The organism is Ciceribacter sp. L1K23, from assembly GCF_018122705.1.
Classification (GTDB): domain Bacteria; phylum Pseudomonadota; class Alphaproteobacteria; order Rhizobiales; family Rhizobiaceae; genus Allorhizobium.
Genome location: NZ_JAGRRC010000002.1, coordinates 193,653 through 217,110 on the forward strand (window position 1 = coordinate 193,653; position 23,458 = coordinate 217,110).

The window sequence follows — 23,458 nt, forward strand, 5'->3', positions numbered from 1 at the left end:
TCAGTCTCCGTTGGCGCGAGATTGCTCGCGAACGCGGCGGGCGGCATTCAGCGCTCCGCGAATAATGGAATGGTAGCCGGTGCAGCGGCAGATATTGCCTTCGATTCCGGCGCGGATGTCCGCTTCCGTCGCATCCGGCTTCTCGTCCAGAAGGGCGGTCAAGGCGATCGTGAAGCCCGGCGCGCAATAGCCGCACTGGAAGGCGTTTTCCTCTTCCAGTCCCGCCACGATGGCAGCACCGAGCGCGTGGCTTTCCAAACCTTCGATGGTGACGATCTGCGTACCGTCGATCTGGAAGGCCATCAGAAGGCAGCCGTTCGCCGCCTTGCCATCCATCAGCACCGTGCAGGCGCCGCAGCGGCCGACGGAACAGCCAACTTTCGTGCCGGTCGTGGAGAGGTGATCGCGCAGGATGTCGGCAAGGCGGGTGTCCGGCGCGCAGGCCACGACGACGGGCTTACCATTCAAATGAAAGCGTGTCGTCATGCCGTCACCGCCAAGGCTTCGAGAATCGCTTCGGGCGGGATGGGGGTCACGGCGGGCCAATAGCCGATCGCTGAGGCCACGGCATTGGCAATCGCCGGCGTGACCGCGCCGATGCCAAGCTCGCCGGATCCCCGGGGGCCGAGGTCATCGTCCGCATCCAGTCCCTCGAGCGCGAAGATTCTCATGGTTTCCGGGGTGTCCTGAATACCGGGCAGCATGTACGTGTCGAGGTTGGCGGTGAGATAGCCGCCATCGCGCATCGGCGCGTCCTCCGTCAGGGTGAAGCCCAGCCCCTGCACGGCGCCACCTTCGAGCTGGCCAAGATAGGCGGCGACGTCCATGACGGGACCTGCGGCGGAGTGCTGGTGGAGGTCAAGAACACGAACCTGTCCGGTGACGCGGCTGACGGCGACCCTGGCGATCGCGGCGCCGAATGCGAAGATGTAGCGGGCGTTCGCAGTTGGATAATCCGTCTTCGGAAATTCGTAGGCGACCGCCACGCACGGCAGGTCGGGTTCGGGTGTGGCCTTGGCGAGATCATGATAGGAGAGGAGGATGTCGCCGCTGTTGGAGCCGCGTTCGGCCAATCCGCCGGGGGCAAAGACGAGCGTTTCAGGGTCTCGATCGAGCAGCGCACCGGCGGCGGAACGGACTTTCCGCGAAAATTCCGGCGCCGCCCTTCTCGCGGATTCCCAGACGACATAGGTGCCGCGCGAGGCTGTGGTGGAACCGGATTCGGGCGCAATTCTGGTATCGCCAACCGTCGCTTTCACGTCTTCCCGGGCACAGCCGAGTTCGGCGGCGACCGTCGCCTGGATCAGTGGCAGCAGTCCTTGACCCATTTCATCCAGACCGTAGGCTCCTTCGATGAAGCCATCGGGGGTCAACGCCAGACGTCCGCCGGCGGGGTCGGGTACGACCGAACCCAAGCCGTTGCCCTGATAGTTCATCGCCATGCCGGTACCGATGATCCATTCGCCATCGGCGGAAGGCCTCTGCGGATTGCGCCACAACTCCGAGGCCGAGGCGGCATGAAGCATTTCGGCGATGCGCTCGGATTTCGAGACGACTTGTCCGAGATAACCGGGCGATCCGGCGGACCGGAGATTGCGGGCGCGAATTTCCACAGGCGACAATCCCGCGAGCCGCGCCAGACGATCCATCTGGCACTCGACGGCATAGGTCATCTGGTTGGCGCCGAAGCCGCGGAAGGCGCCGCAGGTGCCGTTGTTGGTATAGGCCAACCGTCCATGGGTGGACACGTTCGGCACCGCATAGGGACCGGTCGCGTGTTCGAGCGCTGTTTCCAGCACGCCGGGGCCAAGGGAGGCATAGGCCCCGGCATCCGCGAGCACCTCCACCTCCTGTGCGAGGAGCATTCCGTTCGCATCGCAGGCTGTCTTCATCCGGATGGTCATCGGATTGCGTTTCTGGCCGGCGAGCACGGACTCTGCGCGGGACAGTTGCAGCCGGACGGGCTTGCCCGATTTCAGCGCCAGCAAAGCCAGCGCCGGCTGGACCGACAGTTCGTCCTTGCCGCCGAAGGCGCCACCCGTGGGCGAGGTGACGACGCGGATCTTTTCCTCCGGCATTGCCAGTATCCGTGACAGCTGCAGCCGGTCGCGACCGCCGTGTTGGCCGCCGACGAAGACGTTCAGCGTGCCGCCTTCCTCCATGAAGGCGTAACCGCCTTCGGTCTCCATGAAACCGTGCATCTGGCGCGGGGTGACGTAAGTCTCCTCCACGACAAACGCGGCAGTTTCGAAGCCGACCGAAACGTCGCCACGGCGGAAGAACAGCTCCCGTTGCAGATTGCCACCATCGTGAACAAGCGCGGCATTATCGGCGAGCGCTGCCTCGGGGGTGTCGACGAGCGGCAGCGGCTCGTATTCCACTTTGATCAGCGCGAGTGCTCGTTCCGCCGTCTTTGCGTCGATGGCCGCCACCGCCGCCACCGGATCGCCCTTGTGGCGGACCTTGTCGTGACAGAGCGCCGGCTGGTCCTGGATGACAATTCCGAACGCGTTCGATCCTGCGATATCGCGATGGGTGACAACAGCGACGACCCCCGACAGGGCTTCCGCGGCAGTCGTGTCGATGGAGAGAATGCGGGCGTGTGGAATGCCTGCCCGCAGGATGCGACCGACGAGCATGCCATCCTCGCGCTTGTCCGTGAGGTAGCCGAGCCTGCCGCGTATCTTGTCAGCCATGTCCGGCCGTATGTGCCAGCGGTTGCACCGTCGCGCGCGGGAAAGCACGATTTCGCTGTCCAGCGGCTCTGGTTGCGGAAGCGGGGTGGTCGGATGTATCGAGCGTATCGGAGGCAAGGGGCCTCCCAATCCATGAACAAGTGCGTTTGCAGCGACGCGGCGACGGTAGCTCCCGGAGCGGAAATCGTCGTCCGGGGCGGTTATCTTATCGAGCAGACAAGCGTGCAGCGCGGCCCAATCGATGGAGCCGGCGTCGGATCCCGCCATCATCGCTTCCGCCTCGGCCAGGCGAGTGACAGGAACGACACCACCGCCGATCGTGAGGCGGGGTTCGGTGACGAGTCCTTCCTGAAGACGGAACCGTCCCGCGACGTTTATCACACTCGGCGTGAAGGCGGCGCGCAGCCCCGTCTTCCGGAATGTATAGCGTTCACTCGATAGCTGCGGACGGAGGTGTATCGCGACGAGAATCGTTGCGTGAACTGTTGGTTCCGAAAGCCACGCTGTGAGGAGGTATCTTTCGGCTCCGTTCGTGGTCGCGACTTCGAGCTCCGCATCGAGCGCCAGCAGAGCCGGCAGCAGGCAGCCGGTTCGCCCGCAGATATTGCCGCCGATGGTCGCGAGATTGCGGACCGCCGGTCCGGCGACGACCGTGAGAGCCGAATGGAGAAGCGGAAAATGGTCGGCTATGGCTTTTTCGCCGATAATGTCCGCAAGAGTGCACAGCGCCCCGATGCGGATCGAGTTCTCTTCCTGCGAAATCCCGCGCAATTCGGGCAGGTTCGCAAGAGTGATCATCGTCGACGGTTTCGGCAAGCCCCTGGCCCATTCAAGCTGCAGCGCCGTACCGCCGGCAATCAAACGGCTGTCGGGATCGGATGAGGTGATGCCGAGTGCCTCTTGAAGGGAGGTGGGCTTCAACACGCGCATGCGGCCCTTTTCCTTCTTAAGGTCATCAGTATCCTCCCGCGGTGGTGCCGAAGCGGATGCCTTTTTCCTTCAGCCAGCGGCGATACGCGATGGATGATGAATCCGCCCGCGTCGGGATCTCGGCGCGCGGCTCGAGCGGCAACAGCAGGGGACGCTGGTTTTCGACGATGATCCGGTCCTGCAGGAAAATGACCTGTTCGAAGTTCAGCAGTGACTTATGGGTCGAGGTCTGGTCAACGAGATACATCACCGGCTGAGCCCGGCAGAGGCCTTCCTCCATCGGCTGGATGAACAGGGCGATGGCGTCCAGCCGGTTCGGCGAGGTCGGACAGACGCGGTAGAGCATGACCACGAAAGGCGAGGGCACGCGGTAGGTCAGGTGGACGAAATCACCCTTGTCCTCGGTCGCTGCTATGCGCGGCTGGAAGAAGGTGCAGTTGGTCGCCCAGACCTCGTCGACATCGCGGCGGATCTCGCTCTGGTAGCCCGGAACCTCGGTGTGCGGCTCGGAGCCGAGAATGTCGGTATGGACGAAGGGGAAATGCGCCATGTCGAGGAAGTTTTCGACCACCCGCAGGCCCGAGGCGCGCATCGTAACCCAGCCGCAGGGCACGAAGCGGCGGTCTTCCTCCTCCGCCTCCTCGATATGGACGATATCCTTTCTCGGCGTACCGAGACTGGTGAACAGGCAGCCATATCGTTCCTTAACGGGAAGTGCGGGGCCATGCCGGCCGTCATCTAGGATTTCCCGAACCAGAGGCGAGCCGCCTTCGGACAGCATGTATTCGATGTCCTGACCGAGCAATCGTGTCCTGACGGTTCTGCTCGTCAGTTCGCTCGCGGTGGCGATCGCGTACCAGTCGTCCAGGGCTACCTGATCGGTGGTTTTCATGACGTGCCTCCTTTCTCGCTGATCCACTGCTTGGTGCCGCCGCCGTTCTCGGCGAGCCACTTGGCGCGACGGGCGAAATGATCCGGGGCCATGGCATGGATATCGGCAATGATTTCCTTGACGTCGCCGGTCTTCAGGAATCCGTCCTCGACGATGATCTCGCCGTCGACCATGGTCATGGCAACGTCTCCGCCGCGCACAGCATGGACGAGATTGTGCTGGAGATTGAAATAGGGGCCTTCGCCGAACAATGGTGTCATGCGCGGCGTGTCGGTTCTGATCGCGATGATGTCGGCCCGCTTGCCGCCCTCGAGGGAGCCGATCTCGTGGTCCAGGCCGATAGCCTTAGCGCCGAGGATCGTCGCCATGCGCAAGCATTGCCAGCTATCCATGGCGGCGGCGTCGCGGTGGCGCAGCTTGCCGAGGAGGGATGCGGCTTTCATCTCCTCGAACATGTCGAAATTGTTGTTCTCCTTCTCGCCGTCCGTGCCGAGGCCGACCGGAATTCCGCGGGCGAGCATGTCGGCAATCGGCGCGATGCCGGAGGCGAGCTTCATGTTGGAGACAGGATTGTGCGCTATGGAAACATTGTATTTCGAGATCAGTTCGATCTCCGCCTCGTCGAGCCAGACGGCATGGGCCAGCATGGTGCGCGGCGTTTCGAAAAAGCCGAGGTCCTCCAGCATATACATCGGCCGCTTGCCGTAGACGTCAATGAAGCCTTGGATCTCGACTTCCGCTTCTGAACAATGTGTGTGGAAGCCGGTATTGTGGCGCTTGGCCATCTCGATGGCACGGCGTTGGCCGGCCTCGTCCGCGTAAAACAAGTGCTCAAGCCCGACCCAGACATTGACGCGGCCATTGGCCTTGCGGTGCCAGGTTTCGATCATGGCCTCATTCATGTCGAGCGTGTCGAAATAATAGTAATCCGGATGCTCGCCGACATAGGGCACGGCGACCAGACGCGTGCCGATCGCTTGCGCGGCGCGAGCGCTGCCGTCCATGTAGCGCCACATGTCGACCACCGTCGTCGTTCCGGCGAGGGCGGACTCGGCATAGCAGAGCCGGGAAGCAACCTCCGCCTCGTGCGGCTGGAGCATTCGGTGCATCGGATTGATGTGGATGGTCAGCCAGTCCCACACAGGAAGATGTTCCGCCGTGCCGCGCAGGAAGCCGGAGTGGGCGTGGGCGTTGATCAAGCCAGGCATCAGGACGGCATTGTCGATCTTGCGGATAGTCAGATCCGGATGCTTAGCCTCAATCTCCTGAAGAGGGCCGACAGCGAGAATGCGCCCATCCTCTATGGCGGCTGCGCCTTTTGGAATGACGCTGTTTGCATCATCCATGGTCAGAAGATAGTCAGCTGTGAGGATCATGCCGGTCATCGTCATCCTTTTCCGCGACCTCTGGTCGACGGTTTCGTGCAAGCAAGTTTCAGGCCGCTCCCATGAGGAAGTCGGCCACGCGTTCGCCGATCATCGTCACCGGCGCGTGTGTGTTGCAGGTCGGGATTATCGGGATCACCGAGGCATCCGAAATCGTCAGGCCGTGCAGTCCATGGACCGAGAGGCGAGCGTCGACGACGGACATCTCGTCCTTGCCCATCTTCGCGGTCCCGCAGGGATGGAAGAAGGTGGAACAGCCGTTGCGGACGAACTCCACCGTTTCGGTTTTCGTCAGCCTTCGATCCGGGGCGACGAAGCCGTCAAAGATCTCGGCGAAGGCCGTTGTTTCGGCCAGATCCATCACCGTGCCGACGGCTGAGACGAGCGCGTCGAGATCGGATTGCTCGGCGAGGTAGTTTGGCTGGATTTCGAGCGGTCCGGAGGGATCGGCTGTCAGCATGCGGAGATAGCCGACACTCTTCGAGTGCATCAGACCGGCGCCCATGGAGAACACCTCACCGGACATGTCGTAGAGTTCGCGCAGGCGCGTCTCTGCGCTGTTGCCCTGGACGGGGAAGGAATGGACATCCGGCTGCTTGAGATTGGGCCGCGATTTCCAGTTCAGCATGGTGCCGCCGCCATTGTCTGTCTTCGGCCCCAGCGGCTTTTTCGAGCGGCAGACCACGGCCTGCACCAGCGGATGGTCCTGCAGATTTCTACCCACTCCCGGCAGGGCATGGATGAGAGGGATGCCGAGGCGGGCGAGTTCGGCCGGGTCGCCGATGCCGGAGAGCATCAACAGGCGTGGCGTGTCGATGGCGCCGGCCGCCAGCACGACCTGGGTCGTTGCCAGCGTTGTGACGGGTTTGCCGTCAACGAGGTGGCGCACGCCGGTGCAGCGACCGTTCTCGATGACAAGGCCGATCGCCTGCGAACCAGTCAGGATCGTCAGTCGTTCGTTTTCCAGGATCGGGTGGAGATAACCTTTCGCCGAACTCCAGCGCTTGCCGTCGAGCACGTTGAAGTTCGACGGGCAGGCGCCTTCATTGGTGGCAGCGTTCGGGTCGGCGATAACAGGGATGCCGACTTCGGGGGCGCCCTCCAGCATCGCGCGTGCGACTGGGTGCAACATCCTGCTCGTTGTGATCTTGAGAGGACCGCCAGCGCCGCGCCAGGTGGTTTCGCCGCCTTCCCAGTCTTCGGCGCGCTTGAAATACGGTAGGACATCGCGGAACGACCAGCCTTCGCATCCCGCGGTTTCCCAGGCGTCATAGTCGAGCGGGTTGCCGCGATACCACATCAGCGCGTTGGTCGCGGACGAGCCGCCGAGCACTTTTCCGCGGGGGATACCGATGGTGCGGCCGTTGACCAGCGGAGACGGGGCGTAGTCGTAGCCCCAGTCCCATCTGCCACGCCCAAGCGGTACCCATTCGCGCGGGTCCTCGATCTCGGCGACGCCGATGCCGGGTTCGCCGGCCTCGATCAGAAGCACCGTCGCGTCCGTGCCGTCTATCAGTCGGCGGATGACCGGCGAACCACCCGACCCGGATCCGACGACGATATAGTCGTAGGCCTTCTGCAGTGGGCGTATCGGGACGGAAGTCTCTGGCATGTCGGTCCTTGAACTGTCAGTTATGCTCGCTCGGACCCATGATGACGATGCCCTCGGTGGCCTCGACATGGCGGACGAAGATGTACTTGTCCTCGCGGCCGTCGGAGTGCTTGCGCTTAATGTCCGGCTGCACCGTTCCCGCCACCTTGGCGACGACGATGTAGGGCACGTCGGCCTTGAGGCCGGCCTCGCAATGGGCTTTGAATTCTTCCAGGGTTCGGGCGGTGTAGGCGTTGTCGACGCCGGCGCCACGGGCGATCGCGGCGATGTCGACGCGGCCGAAGGCGGTGTGGGTCGGCGGGCCGCCGATCGACTGATAGCACTCATTGTCCCAGACGACGGTGAACAGGTTCTTCGGCTGTTCATTGCCGAGGGTCGCTAGAATGCCGAGATTGAACATCATGCCGCCGTCGGTATCGAGCGAGATGATCCTGCGATGGGGAAGGCCGGCCGCAAGGCCGAAGGCCTGGGGCGTGACGCAGCCGAGTTGTTGCTGGAACAGGCTCGCCTCGCGCATGTGCGGTGCGGCGTTGTACCATTCGTCGACGGAGGCACCGAGCGAGAGGATGACGAGTTCGTCATTGAGGCGCGAGGCTAAAAGCTTCATGCAGTCGTAGCGTTTCATCGGACGATACTCCCGCCAAGCGCGATGGCCGAATGATAGTAGGCGTTGTAGGACCAGTTGTAGGCATCAACGATCGACTGCTCGATCTCGTCCTCCTCGCGAACGACCCGGTAGGGGATGCGCAAGGCGTTGAGCACCGGCTCCATGGTGATGCCATGGGGGATGGCCCACCAGTTGTTCTCACCCAGTTCGCCGCGATAGCTCATGAGCATGACGACCGGGATGCCGGCGCCGAGGCCCATGCGGGCGAGTGGCTCGACGGAGGCGCGCAGGCCGGAATTTTCCATCACCAGCGCAGCGCGCTTGCCGGAAAGGAACACGCCGCCGCAGATCGCAGCACCCTCGCCCTCGTTGGTGACGCGGATGGTGCGGATATCTGGATCGGCGTCGAGCGCCGGATAAAGCTCCTTGAAGAGCGAGTCGGGAAGGTAGCAGACGACGCTTACTCCCGCTTTCTTGAGGCCGCGGATGACGGCGTCTACGGATGACTGTTTCATGGCATTTCCTCGTTTCCGGGTGAGGAAAGCAAATCGAACTTGTTCCGAATAGAAGGTTGTTTTTGACGATATCGTTGCATCCTGCGCAACATCGTCAAATGCCGCTCTGCTCGTTCAAGCGAATGATCGACTGCTCCAGCAGATGGCCGAGCGCTGACGAGGCGTCCGAGGTTTCCTTTTCCGAACGCGAAAGCAGCATGAGCTTGCGGGGCGGGAGGCGCCCGTCGCGGAGCGGCACGAAGCGCAGCACGCCGTCGGCAAGTTCCTGCTCTATGCCGACCCGCGTCTGCAGCACCGTTCCTAGATCGCGCTTCGCGAGATCGACCATCAAGCCGATCGAGTTCGTGCGGGAGCGTTGCGTGAGGTCGACGAGCGAGCGGTTGAAGGCTTCTTCGACGGACGTCCCGAGCATTAGGCTCGAATCCGAGAGGATCACGCGCGCATTCGCCAGATCGAACAGCTTCAGTTCCCTGCGGTCGGCGAATTCGGAGCCGGGAAGGGCGAGCACGCCGAGGGGTAGCGATGCGGTTGCGATCCGCCGGAGCGTGCGGGGCACGCGAACATCGAAGACGACGGCGAGATCGCAGTCCCCGTCGCTGACGGCGGTCATCGCCTGCTGCGAGCCCATGACCTTGACGTCCACCGTAATGCCGGGGTGCTTGCTCCAGAAGGCCTCAAGCGCGGACGGCATCAGGCCGCGGGCGACGCTCTCGACGACCGCGATCGACACCGTGCCGCGGTGGAGTCCGTGCAGGTCGTTGATCTCGTTGCAGGCACGGTTGAGTTCCGACAGGCTGACCCGCGCGTGGTAAAGCAAAAGCTCACCGGCCGAGGTCAGCTTGAGACGCTGGCGAACTCGCTCGAACAGCAGCGTTCCCAACTCGTCCTCAAGCTGCCGTAGGATGCGGCTCACGGAAGAGGGGGCTACGTTCAGCGTCAGCGCGGCCTGCCGGATTGATCCCATCCGCGCCACCAGCTGAAAATAGTGGATGCGGGTGGCGACAAGTCCGAGGCGATACGGGTCCATGCTTTCACTCCGCCGCGTCGAAGAGCGGCACGATTTCCATCTGCGGAACGGTCACCAGACCCTTGTCGGTGATGCGGATTTCCGGGATGACCGACAGCGGGATGAGGTTGAAACCCATGTAGGGAATGGTGCATCCGGCCTTCTCCCACTCGACCTTCAGCGCCTGCACTTCCTTCGCCACCTCGTGAACGCGCTTATCCGAGAGGAGGCCTGCGATCGGAAGCGGCACCATGGCTGTCACCTTCCCGTCCTGCACGACGCAGGCGCCGCCCTGATGTTCCTCGATGGCTCGCAGCGCCACCTGCATGTCGGCTTCGTTGGTGCCGGCGATGATGATGTTGTGGCTGTCGTGTCCGACGGAGGAGGCGACCGCGCCGCTCTTCAGCGAGAAGTTTGAAAGCAGGCCAAAGGCGACGTTGCCCTCCGACTTGCCGTGACGCTCGATAACCGTGACAAAGCAGAGACCGTGGCGATCGAAATGGGTCTGCCAGTCGTTGGCAGGCTCCAGTTCCATCTTCACGTGGCCGAGAATGATGCCTGGAAGTTCGGTCTTGATGGTATTGACCGTGACCTTTTCCGTCGGGAGTTCGGGCGTGAGCTTCAGCGCCTTCGGCAGCTTGACCGTATGATAGGCGGCTTCCGGATAGCGCCAGAGGTTCGAAAGCGCTTCGTCGAGAACGGGCGTGATCTTCTTCTGGTCGACGACCAGTTCGCCGCCATACCAGGTGCTGACCGGATTAAGATCGTCGTCGAGCAGCACGAGGTCAGCGCGGCGGCTGCCGCCCATGCCGCCGATCTCGCCTTCCATGCCGTAGCGGGTCGCGCCGTGCAGGGAGCCCATCGCCCAGGCCTGCTCCGGCGTCATGCCGGCCCGCTTTGCTTCACGGACCACCCAGTCCAGACCGAAGGTCAGGAGGTCGTCGGCATCGCGGTCGTCGGTGCACACCGCGATGCGCTTGTGCGAGGCACCGAGTTCCGTGACGGTCCTGATGGCTTCCGGCAGCGAATGCCAGGGCGTGGTCGGCGGACCGCCGCGCAGGAATAGCCAGATACCGGCCTCCAGCATGTCGTCGGCGATGTCGCGGTCGATCGCTTCGTGGGTATCGGTTACGCCTGACGCCGCGTAAGCCGAGACGAATTCGCGGCCGTAGACATGGCCACAGACTGGGCGACCGCGCGACAGCGCTGCGGCAAGGAAGGCATGGCTGCGCTCGTCGCCCATGGCGACCTGCACGAAATCCATCTTCTCGCCGAGCGCCACGGCTTCCGGCCATTTGTCGAACAGGGCCGCGATCTTGTCGGGTGTCAGATCACCACCTGCGGTCTCCAGCTCCGGCGAGGTGGCCGGTACCGTCGAGGGCACGGTAAGGAAGATGGAGAGCGGTGCGTGGCGGGCATCCTCCAGCATCGCTTCGACGCCGGCGACATCCATCACGTTGCCGATCTCGTGGCTGTCGCAGAAGATGGTCGTGGTGCCGTTCAGCAGTGCTGCCTCCGCGTAGGCGCAGGCCGTTACCATCGAGCTCTCGATGTGGATGTGCGGATCGACGAGGCCGGGCGCGATGATGCCGCCTTTGGCGTCATAGAGCCTGGCTGTGCCGTTTCTGTACGTTCCGGCCGGTTTGACGGCGGCGATGCGGCCTCCCGAAATCCAGACTTCGCGATCTGGCAGGATGCGTTCGGAATAGGTCGAGAGGACCCTCGCGCCGGTGATAACCAGATCGGGCGAAATTCGCCCGGACGCGACACCCGCGAGCGTGCGGGTCATGCCGGAGAGCGGTGCGACGGAGAAACGGGTCAGCGCCATGTGGGGGTCCTTCTCTCTTTATGGAGGCAGGCCGGTACGGTCGGCCCACACGGATATCAGTGATAGTCCGGGATTCCGGGCATGGTGATGAAACCCGGAAGGGCGCGGAACCGGCGGATCCAGATGCGCAGCGCCGGGAATTCGTCATGGTCGATGCCGTAGTCGCGACTGAGCGCAAAGGCGGGAAAGAGCGTCAGATCGGCGAGCGTCGGGCCATCGCCGACGAACCAGTCCTTGGCGTCGATCTGCCGAAGCGTCATGTGATCGTCCATGATCCGGAACGCCTTGCGGCTCTGCGCTTTCAGCGTCTCGAAGTCACCGGGCAGCCCGAAGAGCGAAACCTGGCGTGCCGTCATGGCTGCCTTCAGCGGTCCGGCGGAAAAGGCGAGCCATTGCATGACTTGGCCCAGATGGGAGGGCTGCTTGGGCAACCAGGTGCCGGACGTATCGTAGGCGCCGGCGAGATAGGTCATGATGGCCTCCGCTCCATAAAGCGTCAGCTCGCCATCGGTCAGGATCGGAATCTCGCCGAGGGGATTGAGCGCCAGCATCGGCGGCGACTTGTGTTCATTGCCGGGAACCATGTCGACGGCGAATGTTGTGTATTCGAGGCCAAGCATCTTCAGCAGCAAGCGGACCCGGTAGCAGCTGTCCTCGAGTTCGTAATTGTAGAGAGTTATCGCGGCCATCAGGCGACCTCCGCCATGGCGGGCGTGGCCGAGTTCTCCAGCGCGTGGCGCAGCTGTTCCGCCCACCGGGCGAGAGGTGCGCGCAGCGCCGCCGTATGCGCGGTCGCGCCCAGCAGGACGATATGAAGACCGGTCCTGTTGTTGCCGATCGACTGACAGGCGATCAGAACCTCTGTGTTGCCGGCAGTCAGCCGCCAGCAATTGTGCAGCACGGCGTCGAGAGCGGCAGGAATTGCGGGTCCCGAGGGTTGCGGGAGCGAGGTCGTTTTCAGTGCCGCGAAGGCCGTCGCGGGCGTGCAGTCGACGTATAGGCTGCGAACCGGTGTTGCGTCAGCCGCCACATCGGGAACGCCGGCGATGTCGGCGCCCTCCGCGAGCGCGGTCCAGATGATCCCGTTCTTCTCGACGGTCGAGTAGGTCGGGATCTTGATGGTCTTCGGAACTTCCAGATCCGGATGGGCCGGAATGTATTGGCACTGGCCAGCCGTATCGTAGGCCCAGCCGTGGTAGAGACACGCGATGTGGTCGCCGCGCACGAAGCCGAAGCTCATGCGCATGCCGCGATGGGGACATCGGTCTTCCCACACATGTGCGGCGTTCTTGTTGTCACGCCAGACCACCACCTCGGCGCCGTCGATCACCGCTCCGGCAGAGGTTCCGGCCTCTATTGAGGCGGACAGTGCCACCGGTATCCAGCCGTGCTCGGTCATTTCCAACTCCTTCGCAACAGGTCCAATTCAGCTTGAGCGGTCGGTGCGCTCAATATCTGTAATCAGGCAATCATAGGGGCCCAGGCTGCACGCCATTTCGAACATGTCGACCAGAGCTTCGGCACCCGTCACGCTCATGCGCGCCGACGCGTCGTCGCAGCGGGCGATGTCCAGTTGCAAATCGAGCCGCGCCGCGCGGTGGCGGGCAAATCCCAGGAAGCTCTCGCAAACGAGGTTCCCCTTGAAGGTGAAGTCGGCGATCATATCCGTCACGCCCGCCGCTCCGCTTTAGAGAAGGGACAGGATGTCGACGACGTTTGGGGAGCAAAGGTTTGCACGCGCAAGGTCCGCTCTAATCGGGGCATTTGCCTAAAAAATAGACTTGATGTCATTTTGAGCATTCTAAGCGTTCGCGTTTGCGAAATTCAAGCGGATTTTTTTGTTAACTTGTTGCCTTTTGCGCACCGCTATCATCCACAATATCCGTCTATGCGGAACATATCCGGTTTGGAAGATTGCCTTATCGCCAGGGTTTTGCATCGCAACACGGTGTAGCGCGGCGCGTTTGCTCCGCGTGCGCAGCCTGTCCGGTAATACCCGGCGAGAATGCCTTGAAGGTTCCGTCGGCTGGCAGGCTTCGGCGGACCAGCATGCCAAAAACCCCTCAAAACGGGTTGGCACGCTAGTTGCCTGCTTAATCGATGGCCGACGCGACGGCGGGGAGCAACCTGCGTCGCAATTTCAGAACAGAAGGGGAAATCATGATCGACCTGCGTAACCTCTCCCGCCGCGGCTTCCTGAACATGGCTGCCGCCGGCTCCGCATCGCTGATGCTGCCGGGCGCACTGACGTCGCGCGCCTTCGCCGCCACGCCGCTGGCTGCCATCAAGGAAGAAGATGCCGTCATTGGCTTCGGCCATGTCGGTCCGATCACCGACGAAGGCTGGACCTGGTCGCATCACCAGGGGCTGCTCGCGGTAAAGGAGGCGTTCCCGAACCTGAAGAAGGTTCTTGAAGTAGAGAATATTCCCTACTCGGCTGACGCGACGCGCACCTATCGCCAGTTCGTCTCCGAAGGCGCCAACATGATCTTCGACACATCGTCGAACGGTGACTTCCTGCATGAAGTCGTCCGTCGCGCTCCTGAAGTCGCGTTCATGGAGTGCAACGGCCACGTCACGATGGATAATCTCGGCTGGTACTATCTGGCCCACTGGTATCCGACCTACGTACTCGGCGTCGCCGCCGGTCACCTGTCGAAGACGGGCAAGCTCGGCTATGTTGCTTCCTTCCCGGTCGCCTCGGTCTACGCCTCGACAAACGCCTTCCTGATGGGCGCGCGGACCGTCAATCCGGAAGCGACATTGCAGACCATCGTCATCAACTCCTGGTTCGATCCGCAGGCCGCTACCCAGGCCGGCACTGCGCTCATCGACAACGGTTGCGACTTCCTGTTCGGTATCATGGACGAAGCCGGCTACCTGCAGGTTGCGGAGAAGCGTGGCGTCTGGGCCGCGATGTGGAACACGGACATCCGTCGCTACGGCCCGAACTCGTATGTTTCCTCGATCATCATCGACTTCAAGGACTTCTACGTCGACCAGGTGCGGAAGCGTCTCGCCGGCGAATGGGTGCCGACTGAAAACCTGTTCGAGATGGGCAAGGGTGTCGATCGCGACGTCTGGGGCGAGAAGGTTCCTGCCGAGGTCGGCAAGGCCGCTGACGAGGTTCGCGCCAAGATCATGGGCGGTTGGTCGCCGTTTGAGGGCGAACTCAAGGACTCGAAGGGCAATGTGAAGGTCGCCGCAGGCCAGCGCATGACCGAACTCGAGCTCTACAATTGGGATTGGTCGGTCGAAGGCGTCACCGGCCTCTGATCCAACTTGCGCGAAACGGGGGAGGCCACGAAGGCCTTCCCCTCAAATGACAGCCCTCAACGGTATTGCGAATGATCGAAGGCCCGAACCGATACGTGGCGCCGTCAGGCACTCCCCCGCTCGTCCAGCTTAAAGGTATCGCGAAATACTTCCCCGGCGTGATCGCCAATGCCGATGTCGACGTCGACGTGCAGCCCGGTGAAATTCATGCGCTGCTGGGGGAAAACGGCGCCGGCAAGTCGACATTGATGAACATCCTGACCGGCATTTACCAGCCGGATGCCGGAGAGATCATCATCGACGGATACCGACAGGAATTCTCGTCTCCTCTGCAGGCGATCGCCGCCGGGATCGGGATGGTACACCAGCACTTCAAGCTGGTGCAGGCTTTTACCGTTGCTGAAAACATCCATCTCGGCTGGAGCGAGACGCCGCGTCGGGCGTCCGCCGCTTTGCTGGAGGCCCGTACAGCCGAGCTTGCCGCGAAATTCAATCTGCAGACCCGTCCGGCCGCAAGGGTGTCCGATCTTTCGACGGGCGAGCAACAGCGCGTCGAGATCCTGCGGGTGCTTGCCCGCAAGGCGAAGGTGCTGATCCTCGACGAGCCGACCGCCGTGCTGACGCCGGCCGAAGCGCGGGAACTTTTCAAGGCATTGCGCGATTTCGTATCGATCGGCAATTCGGTGATCTTCATCTCGCACAAGCTGGACGAAGTTCTGGAGATTTCTGACCGCATCACCATTCTGCGACAGGGGCGCAAGGTGGCGACAGAGCTTGCCGCCGACTGTACCCCCGCGAAACTCGCCCGGCTGATGGTCGGTCGCGATATCGTGCTCGCAGATATGCGCGAACGACCGGCCGGTGCGGCACCTGTGTCGGCCGAACCGATCCTCAAACTCGAAGCGGTGGACGTTCTCGACGATGCGGGCCATCTGGCCCTCTCGGACATTGATCTCGCCGTTCATGCAGGCGAAATCGTCGGTATTGCCGGGGTCGCCGGTAATGGCCAGCGCGAACTCTCCCATGTGCTGACCGGAACACGCGCGCCCTCATCCGGCCGCATCCTTCTTGAGGGAACGGCCATCACCAAAGCGGATGCCGCCGATTTTGTCGCTCGCGGCATCGGCCATATCCCGGAAGACAGACTTCACAGCGGCCTTGCGCCGGCGCTCAGCATCGCGGTCAATGCGGTGATGCGGGAATATGTGAAGCCACCCGTCAGCAGTGGCGGGCTCTACAAGCCTGCGGCTGCGACTGCACTTGCAAGGGAGATCGCGGCTGCGGCCGAGGTAGCAATCCCGGATTTCGGCATGCCGATCCGCAACCTCTCCGGCGGCAACCAGCAGCGTCTGGTTGCCCGGCGCGAGATGCGCGTGGCGTCAAAGGTGCTCGTCGCGGCCTATCCGAGCCGTGGCCTCGATGTCGGGGCGATCAACACCATGCTGCGCTACATCGTCGAGCTGCGCGACGCCGGTGCCGGGATTGTGTTGATCTCGGAGGAACTCGAGGAGTTGCTCAACCTCTCGGACAGGATAGCAGTTCTCTACGAAGGGAAGATCATGGGTGTCGTGAAGAACGACAATGTCGATATCGAGCAGATCGGCCTACTGATGGGTGGCCGGAGCCAGATCGCGCACGGGGTGTCCCATGGCCAATAACTTCCGCCTTCAGCGCCTTCCATCCTCGCATCCCGGCATGGCGGTCGGTGCCCGGATCGCCGCGATCGCGCTGGCGCTCGTCTTTGCCGGTATCATTCTCGCCTTTGCCGGCAAGAACCCGCTCGAACTCGGCTGGCAGGTCGTCAACTCGTCGTTTGGCTCTTCCTTCGGCATGGAAGATCTGGGCCTCTTGGTCATACCGCTGATTCTAACCGGATTGTCGGTGACCGTCGCGCAGCAGATCGGCGCATGGAACATTGGTGCGGAGGGACAATTTTATGCTGGCGCGTTTGCAGCCTCTGCGGTCGGGCTCTTCATTCCCTTGCCCGATGCATGGAGCCTGATCGCGATGTTCGTGGCCGGGGCTTTCGGCGGGCTCGTCTGGATCCTCGTGCCGACGCTGGCGCGAGCCTATGCCAACGTCAACGAGCTGATCACCACGCTGCTCCTCAACTTCGTCGCCATCCTTCTCGTCTTCTACGTCTCCACCGACGTCTGGCGCGAGCGTGGCGGTGTCGCCAACTCCGCAACGCCGCGCATTCCGGCCGAGATGCCCGAGTTCTGGGGCCTAGTTCACTGGGGTCTGCCGATCGCCGTGGCGCTTGCGGTCGTCATGGCTGTGGTACTCAGCTTTACGAAGTGGGGATACGAGGTTCGCCTCATCGGCTCAAATCCGTCGGCCGGCAAATACGCCGGCATCAAGGCGAAGAAGCATCTGATCACGGTGATGCTGCTTTCCGGCGCGATCGCGGGCGTTGCAGGCATGCTGGAAATCGCCGGCACGGTGCATCGTCTGCAGGGCGGCATTTCCAATAATTACGGCTATCTCGGCATTATGGTGGCCGTTCTGGCGCGGGGGTCGCCGATCGGCGTTATCTTCGCAGGTGCCTTGATGGCCTTCATCCTGAATTCCGGCATCATCCTGCAGACACAGGGGCTGACGACATCGACGGTTCTCGCCATCACCGGACTGATCCTGTTCCTCACCGCGATCGGCGATGAACTCTCCTACTACCGCATCGTCAAAGACAAGACCTGAGAGGGCTAGACGACCATGGATCTCTTGACCGGTCTTTTCACAACGGCCTTTCTCGCGGGCGGCGTGCTGGCGCTGGCTGCCATCGGAGAGGTGCTCGCCGAGCGCGTCGGCGTCGTCAATCTCGGTGCCGAAGGCCTGATGGCGATGGGTGCGGTGACCGCGGTTGCGACCGTGGTTGCGATCCCTTCGCCGCTGCTCGGTTTTATTGCCGCGTTGGTTGTCGGGGCGCTATTCGGCTCGTTATTCGCCTTCGCCACGGTCAGCCTGAGAGCCAATCAGGTTCTCTGCGGTCTCGCGCTGACGCTGATGGGAACCGGTCTGGCACAGACCATTGGCAAGGCTTACTCCGGCATGCCGGTGCCGGTTACTTTCCAGGGCGTCGAGATCCCGATCCTGTCGCAGATCCCGATCCTCGGGCCGGCCTTCTTCAGCCAGAACATTCTGGTCTACCTTATCTATATCATCCTGCCGTTCGGCCTTTCCTATCTGATGTTCCGCACGCGTCACGGGCTGAACCTCAGGGCCGTTGGCGAAAATCCGGCGGCGGCGGATGCGGCGGGTATTCCGGTCGGCCTGATCCGCTTCGGCTATGTCGCGGCCGGGTCGGCGCTTGCCGCCGGTGCCGGGGCCTACCTGGTGCTCGCTTTCGTGCCCTCCTGGTCCGATGGCGTGGTCGCCGGGCGCGGATGGATCGCGGTGGCTCTTGTGATCTTCGCCGGTTACCGGCCGATCCCGGCGGCACTGTCGGGCCTACTGTTCGGCTTCATCACGGCACTCGGCTTCGTCGGCCAGGCCCGTGGCTGGGCCATCGCGCCGGCCTTCCTGTCGATGCTTCCGTATCTCGGAACGATCGCCTTCATCATCGTCCCTGTTATCGCCTGGCAGCGCATGCGTCGCCTGATGGCAGCACCCGCCGCACTCGGTGAGCCGTATTACCGGAGCGTTCGCTGATGGGAACGCTGCTGGTCAGGAACATCGCCCATCTCGCGACCTTCGACGACGGAGCGCGCGAGCTTGAAAACGGGGCGATACTGATCCGCGACAACGTGATCGAGGCGGTCGGAACGACAGCGGAATTCGAACGCACAGAGGCAGACGAGGTTCTCGATCTGTCCGGCCATATCGTCATGCCCGGCATGGTGAACATCCATCACCACATGTACCAGAACCTCACTAGGGTAATGGTGCAGGACGACGAACTGCTTGTCTGGCTGAAGACGCTTTATCCGATTTGGTCGAACCTTGATGACGACGCAATCGGCGTTTCGGCTCGCATGGCGATGGCGGAACTCATCGCGTCGGGCTGCACCACAAGTTCGGACCATCTCTATATCCTCCCCAACAACTGCACGCTGGATGCGACCATCGACGCGGCGGCCGATCTGGGGCTTCGCTTCCACGCGGCGCGGGGCGCGATGTCCCGCGGCCAAAGTCAGGGTGGCTTGCCGCCGGACAATTGCGTGGAGAAGGAGGAGGATATCCTCAAGGATGCGGAGCGTCTGATTTCCGCCTACCACGACAATTCCCGGCATTCGATGAGCCGCATCATCCTCGCACCCTGCTCGCCGTTTTCGGTAACGCCTGGGCTGATGAAAGACGCTGCGGCACTGGCGCGCTCGCACGGCGGGGTGCATCTGCATTCTCATCTGGCGGAAGATCTGTTCGAAGAGGTCTATTGCCACGATATCTACAAGATGCGCCCGGTCGATTTTGCCGAAAGCGTCGGCTGGCTCGGTTCCGATGTCTGGTTCGCGCATTCGATCTTCATGACGTCCGAAGAGATCGACCTGTTTGCCTCCACCGGAACTGGCGCTGCCCATTGTCCCTCGGCCAACATGCGCTGCGGACAGGGGATCGCGAAGATCCGGGAGATGCTGGACAAGGGCGTGCCAGTGGGTCTCGGTGTGGATGGTTCGGCCTCGAACGATACCTCCAACATGTTCATGGAGGCGCGGCTTGCGATGATGCTGCAGCGGGTGGCGCCGAACAAATATCTGTCGGAGACCCCCGGCGGACGCGGCGGTTTCGGCGGCACGCCGTCTGCTCTGTCGGCCCGCGAGGCGCTGACCATGGCGACGCGTGGCGGGGCGAATATCCTCGGCCGCGACGATATCGGTTATCTCGCGCCAGGCATGAGCGCCGATTTCATCGCGGTAAAGCTGAAGCAGCTCGGCCTTTCCGGCACGCAGCGCGATCCGCTGGCGGCGCTCGTCATGTGCGGGCCGTTCAAGGTCGACTATTCTTTCATCAATGGCCGGAAGATCATCGACAAGGGCGAGTTTGTCTCGCTCGATGTCGAACGGCTGCTCGACAGGCATGAAGCGGTGATGCACCGTATCTACGAACAATAGAAGGACAGTCCCCATGAAAGCGACGGACAGAGCTTCTCTCGACCAATGGTATCCCATCGACACCGAAACGCTGATCCCGTTCGGTCGGTCGACAAATCGCCTGCTCGGATACGAGCTGACGGTGGTTCGCGCGCCGGATGGCAAGATAACGGTTACCGCCGAGGGTATCGATGGCCCGCTGCCGATCCGACGCCGCTTCGGTTTCCTCTGGACGACCGTCGGCCAACCGGCGGGCGAGATCTTTCAGCTTCCGGAGGCGGATGAAACCGATCGTCGTCACGTCAACTGCGGTGCAGTTACGGTCAAGGCATCCGGTCTGCGAATCGTCGAGAACTTCCTCGACATGGCTCATTTTCCCTTCGTGCACACGGATATTCTTGGCGCCGAGCCGAATACCGAGGTGATGCACTACAATGCCGAGATCCGTCGCGACGTCGATGAGGTCTGGGCCACCAACTGCCAGTTCTTCCAGCCGCAGGCCGCACTTTCGGCGAAGGACGGCATCATGACAGACTACATCTACCGGGTCATGACCCCGTTCACGACGCTGCTCTACAAGACCTGTCCGAACTCTGCCAATCGCTGGGACGTGATCTGCCTGTTCGTTCAGCCGCTCGATCCGGACTGTTGCCGCGCCCATCCGGTAATGTACCTGATCGACGACGAATCCACGACGACGGAACTTGTCCACTTCCAGCAACTGATCTTCCTGCAGGACCGTATCATCCTGGAAAACCAGCGGCCGGTCCTCCTACCGATGGAGCCGCGCAAGGAAATCCCGACGCGCGCCGACGCTTCCTCCATCGCCTATCGCCGGTGGCTGAAGGAAAAGGGCGTGACCTACGGCACGTCGATAATGGCAGCGTGAGAATGTCTTGATGCAGCAGATCGCCGCCGGGCCGGATATCGCCATCGTCAACGCGACAATCCTGCCGATGGGTGGGTCCGCCATGATCGAAAAGGGCAGCCTGACGATCCGGGGCGACAGCATCCTCGCCGTCGGTGCGGCAGCGGAGGTCGATCTCGCCGGCGCAGGAAAGGTCATCGACGCCGGTGGTCGGGTCGTGATGCCGGGCTTCGTCAATTGCCACACCCATATCGCCTCCAACATGCTGCTGCGCGGCCTGCTGGAGGATGTGCAGCTGTTCGAATGGCTGGGCACCATGTGGAAGCTCAAGCGCAATTTCGATCCGGAAACGCTTTACTGGGCGAGCCTCATGGGGCTGGTCGAGATGGTGAAATCAGGCATGACGACCTTCAACGAGCACTTCGACGCCTATTCCGTGACGCCGCAGACAGAGGCGTTAAAAAAGGTGCCGCTCCGCGCGACGCTCGGCTACGGTTTCGCCGACCGTGGCGTCTATGCCGATGTGAAGGACTGGGCCTGGAAGGCGCTCGACCGGTTTGACGACAAGGTTACGGCTCATCACCGCAGCGGTAACGATCGTATCCACGTGGCGCTCTCTCCGCACGCGCCCTATTCCTGCGGGCAGGAGATGTTCCGCAAGGTGCGCGAGGTGGCCGACGCCCTTGGGCTCGCCATTCACACGCACCTGTCGGAGGGGCAACAGGAGATTGCCTATGTGGCTGAAACCTACGGCACCCGTCCGGTGCAGTGGCTCAACGATCTCGGCTTTCTCAAACCCGATGTGACGGCAGCGCACTGCACGCAGCTCGATGATACCGACATCCGGATTCTCGCGGAAACGGGAACGAAGATCGCACACTGCCCCTGCTGCAACGCCAAGCTCGATTCCGGGACACTGCGGCTGCGTTGCGTGCGCGAGGCAGGCATCACGGTCGGGCTGGCGACCGACGGTCCGGCGAGCCACAACACGCTTGATATGTTCCAGGAAATGAAATTCGCGGGCATGATCCACAAGGACAAGACCCATGACGTCGAGTTCCTGAAAACGCGCGAACTTTTGGAGATGTCCACCTGCGAGGCGGCGAAGGCCATGAACCGGCCCGAGACCGGCGTGCTCGCGCCGGGCAAGAAGGCCGACGTAATTATCGTCGATGTCGACAAGCCGCATTGCCTACCGGTCTACGACGTCGCGGCGGCGCTCGTCTATTCCGCGCGCGCCGATGATGTGGTGACGACGATCTGCGACGGCCGGATCCTTATGGAGGACCGGCAGGTGGCCGGGGTGGACGAGCCGGAAATCCGGAGCCGTTTCCGCGAGGCGGCGCTGGCTCTGCGGAACCGCAGCCTTTAGAGCCGGTACGGCTTTGGATTTCGTATGGAGTGCGCATGACCGACATACGCGACACCGTTCTTCTGGCCTCCGGCTTTCATGCGCCGGTGGCGGGAGAGATCGACGTTCTCGAGGATGTGCTGATCGACGTGGATGCGGACGGTGTCATTCGCTCGGTGGTTCGGCCGGGTGATGCAGAATACGACACCTTGAAGACGCAAGCGGTCGACGAGGGGCGCCTGGAGCGGCTGCCGGAAGGCTCCTATCTTCTGCCGGGTTTCGTCGACTGCCACGTACACGCGCCCCAATATCCGCAACTGGGCACCGCGCTCGACGTTCCCCTGGAAGTCTGGCTGCAGAAGTACACCTTTCCGCTGGAAGCGCGGTACGCAGACATCGCCTTCGCGCGACGTGCCTATTCGCTGCTGGTGGAGGATCTGATTGCGAACGGCACGACGACGGCGCTCTATTTCGCCACCGTGCATCAGGACGCGACGCGTGTCCTCGTCGATACATGCCTGGAGAAGGGTCAGCGCGCCCTTATCGGCAAGGTCGCGATGGACAATCCCGACAGTTGCCCGGATTACTACCGTGATGCCTCGTCGGACGAAGCGATCGACGGCACGCGTGCGCTGATCGACTACGTTCGGGCGCATCCGGACAACAAGACGCGACGGGTCAATCCCGTCGTTACCCCACGGTTCATCCCTTCTTGCACCGATGCGACTCTGGAAGGACTCGGCGCGCTTGCCGGTGAGTGTGGCTGCCATGTGCAGACCCATTGCTCGGAAAGCGACTGGGAGCACGGTTATGTGCTGAAGCGCCACGGGATGACCGATACCGAAAGCCTCGATCGTTTCGGCCTGCTGGGCCGGCACACGATGCTGGCGCATTCCAATCTGCTAACTTCGTCCGATATGGAACAGATCAGGGTCCGCGAGGCGGCGGTCGCACATTGCCCATTATCAAATGCCTATTTCGCTGGCGCCGTCTTTCCATTGCGCGCGGCGCTGGAGAAGGGGCTCCATGTCGGCCTCGGCACGGATATTTCCGGCGGCCCCAGCGCATCGATGTTGGAAAACTGTCGCGCGGCGATCACCGTGTCGAGAATGCTGGAAAGCGGGGTCGATCCGGAGCGACCAGCCAATCTCAGGGCAAGCGGGACCTCGGCGCGCGTCGATTTCCGGATTGCCTTCCACATCGCGACAGTCGGCGGTGCGAGGGCACTCGACCTTCCGGTCGGCCAGTTTGCACCCGGCTACCGGTTTGATGCCGTCGTCGTGGATACCAGAGCACCACAAGGCTCGATGAGGCTGTGGGAGGAGTTTGATCAGGGAGATGGCATTCTGCAGAAGATCGTCTTCACCGCATCCAAGGCCAATATCGCCGATGTCTGGGTCGATGGCATGCAGGTGTCCACCAGACGACACTAGCCGCGACAAACGAAAACACCCGGCTGGAGACC

20 protein-coding genes are annotated in these 23,458 nt (G+C 62.4%); 8 read left to right on the forward strand and 12 right to left on the reverse strand.

The genetic code is table 11. The features are described 5' to 3' along the window. The 12 genes from J5J10_RS19940 to J5J10_RS19995 form a co-directional block, all read right to left on the reverse strand. Window positions 1–486, reverse strand: a complete 486-nt coding sequence (locus J5J10_RS19940; RefSeq protein WP_211931439.1) for a (2Fe-2S)-binding protein — start codon at window positions 484–486, stop codon at window positions 1–3. Further along, entirely contained in the window at window positions 483–3,626 is a 3,144-nt protein-coding gene (locus tag J5J10_RS19945; protein WP_211931440.1) for a molybdopterin cofactor-binding domain-containing protein, read from the reverse strand. The genes J5J10_RS19940 and J5J10_RS19945 overlap by 4 nt, the downstream gene beginning before the upstream one ends. A 25-nt stretch (window positions 3,627–3,651) precedes the next feature. Beyond that, window positions 3,652–4,518: an aromatic ring-hydroxylating dioxygenase subunit alpha gene (locus J5J10_RS19950; RefSeq protein ID WP_211931441.1), complete on the reverse strand. Its 867-nt coding sequence runs from the start codon at window positions 4,516–4,518 to the stop codon at window positions 3,652–3,654. Further along, window positions 4,515–5,903 (reverse strand): amidohydrolase, encoded by a 1,389-nt coding sequence (locus tag J5J10_RS19955; RefSeq protein WP_249116970.1) that lies wholly within the window; start codon window positions 5,901–5,903, stop codon window positions 4,515–4,517. The genes J5J10_RS19950 and J5J10_RS19955 overlap by 4 nt, the downstream gene beginning before the upstream one ends. Before the next feature lie 49 nt (window positions 5,904–5,952). After that, window positions 5,953–7,515, reverse strand: coding sequence for a GMC family oxidoreductase N-terminal domain-containing protein (locus J5J10_RS19960; RefSeq protein WP_211931443.1), 1,563 nt, complete (start codon window positions 7,513–7,515; stop codon window positions 5,953–5,955). Window positions 7,516–7,531: 16 nt separating this feature from the next. Next, window positions 7,532–8,140 (reverse strand): thiamine pyrophosphate-dependent enzyme, encoded by a 609-nt coding sequence (locus tag J5J10_RS19965; protein ID WP_211931444.1) that lies wholly within the window; start codon window positions 8,138–8,140, stop codon window positions 7,532–7,534. Then, entirely contained in the window at window positions 8,137–8,637 is a 501-nt protein-coding gene (locus tag J5J10_RS19970; protein ID WP_208554110.1) for a thiamine pyrophosphate-binding protein, read from the reverse strand. Before J5J10_RS19970 ends, J5J10_RS19965 begins: the two co-directional genes overlap by 4 nt. Before the next feature lie 94 nt (window positions 8,638–8,731). After that, a complete protein-coding gene (locus tag J5J10_RS19975; protein ID WP_211931445.1) occupies window positions 8,732–9,664 on the reverse strand; it encodes a LysR family transcriptional regulator in 933 nt (310 codons plus the stop codon). Between the two features lie 4 nt (window positions 9,665–9,668). Beyond that, on the reverse strand, window positions 9,669–11,471 hold the full coding sequence (locus tag J5J10_RS19980; protein ID WP_211931446.1) for an adenine deaminase C-terminal domain-containing protein: 1,803 nt from the start codon (window positions 11,469–11,471) through the stop codon (window positions 9,669–9,671). Window positions 11,472–11,527: 56 nt separating this feature from the next. Further along, window positions 11,528–12,160, reverse strand: coding sequence for a glutathione S-transferase family protein (locus J5J10_RS19985; protein ID WP_211931447.1), 633 nt, complete (start codon window positions 12,158–12,160; stop codon window positions 11,528–11,530). Beyond that, window positions 12,160–12,870: a Rieske (2Fe-2S) protein gene (locus J5J10_RS19990; RefSeq protein ID WP_211931448.1), complete on the reverse strand. Its 711-nt coding sequence runs from the start codon at window positions 12,868–12,870 to the stop codon at window positions 12,160–12,162. The genes J5J10_RS19985 and J5J10_RS19990 overlap by 1 nt, the downstream gene beginning before the upstream one ends. 27 nt (window positions 12,871–12,897) lie before the next feature. Then, complete coding sequence (locus J5J10_RS19995; protein WP_211931802.1) at window positions 12,898–13,134, reverse strand: hypothetical protein; 237 nt, start codon at window positions 13,132–13,134, stop codon at window positions 12,898–12,900. Window positions 13,135–13,631: 497 nt separating this feature from the next. Here J5J10_RS19995 and J5J10_RS20000 point away from each other — a divergent pair, with 497 nt between their 5' ends. The 8 genes from J5J10_RS20000 (at window position 13,632) to guaD (ending at window position 23,426) form a co-directional block, all read left to right on the forward strand. Next, window positions 13,632–14,747, forward strand: coding sequence for a BMP family ABC transporter substrate-binding protein (locus J5J10_RS20000; protein WP_208554105.1), 1,116 nt, complete (start codon window positions 13,632–13,634; stop codon window positions 14,745–14,747). A 71-nt stretch (window positions 14,748–14,818) separates the two neighbouring features. Next, entirely contained in the window at window positions 14,819–16,405 is a 1,587-nt protein-coding gene (locus J5J10_RS20005) for an ABC transporter ATP-binding protein (protein ID WP_211931449.1), read from the forward strand. After that, entirely contained in the window at window positions 16,395–17,444 is a 1,050-nt protein-coding gene (locus J5J10_RS20010; protein ID WP_211931450.1) for an ABC transporter permease, read from the forward strand. The genes J5J10_RS20005 and J5J10_RS20010 overlap by 11 nt, the downstream gene beginning before the upstream one ends. 15 nt (window positions 17,445–17,459) lie before the next feature. After that, window positions 17,460–18,395 (forward strand): ABC transporter permease, encoded by a 936-nt coding sequence (locus J5J10_RS20015; protein WP_211931451.1) that lies wholly within the window; start codon window positions 17,460–17,462, stop codon window positions 18,393–18,395. Beyond that, window positions 18,395–19,795: an 8-oxoguanine deaminase gene (locus tag J5J10_RS20020; protein WP_211931452.1), complete on the forward strand. Its 1,401-nt coding sequence runs from the start codon at window positions 18,395–18,397 to the stop codon at window positions 19,793–19,795. Before J5J10_RS20015 ends, J5J10_RS20020 begins: the two co-directional genes overlap by 1 nt. A 13-nt stretch (window positions 19,796–19,808) precedes the next feature. After that, on the forward strand, window positions 19,809–20,663 hold the full coding sequence (locus J5J10_RS20025) for an aromatic ring-hydroxylating dioxygenase subunit alpha (RefSeq protein ID WP_211931453.1): 855 nt from the start codon (window positions 19,809–19,811) through the stop codon (window positions 20,661–20,663). Window positions 20,664–20,673: 10 nt separating this feature from the next. Next, complete coding sequence (locus J5J10_RS20030) at window positions 20,674–22,014, forward strand: amidohydrolase (RefSeq protein WP_249116971.1); 1,341 nt, start codon at window positions 20,674–20,676, stop codon at window positions 22,012–22,014. A 35-nt stretch (window positions 22,015–22,049) separates the two neighbouring features. After that, on the forward strand, window positions 22,050–23,426 hold the full coding sequence (guaD, locus tag J5J10_RS20035) for a guanine deaminase (RefSeq protein ID WP_211931454.1): 1,377 nt from the start codon (window positions 22,050–22,052) through the stop codon (window positions 23,424–23,426). Window positions 23,427–23,458: the final 32 nt, after the last annotated feature.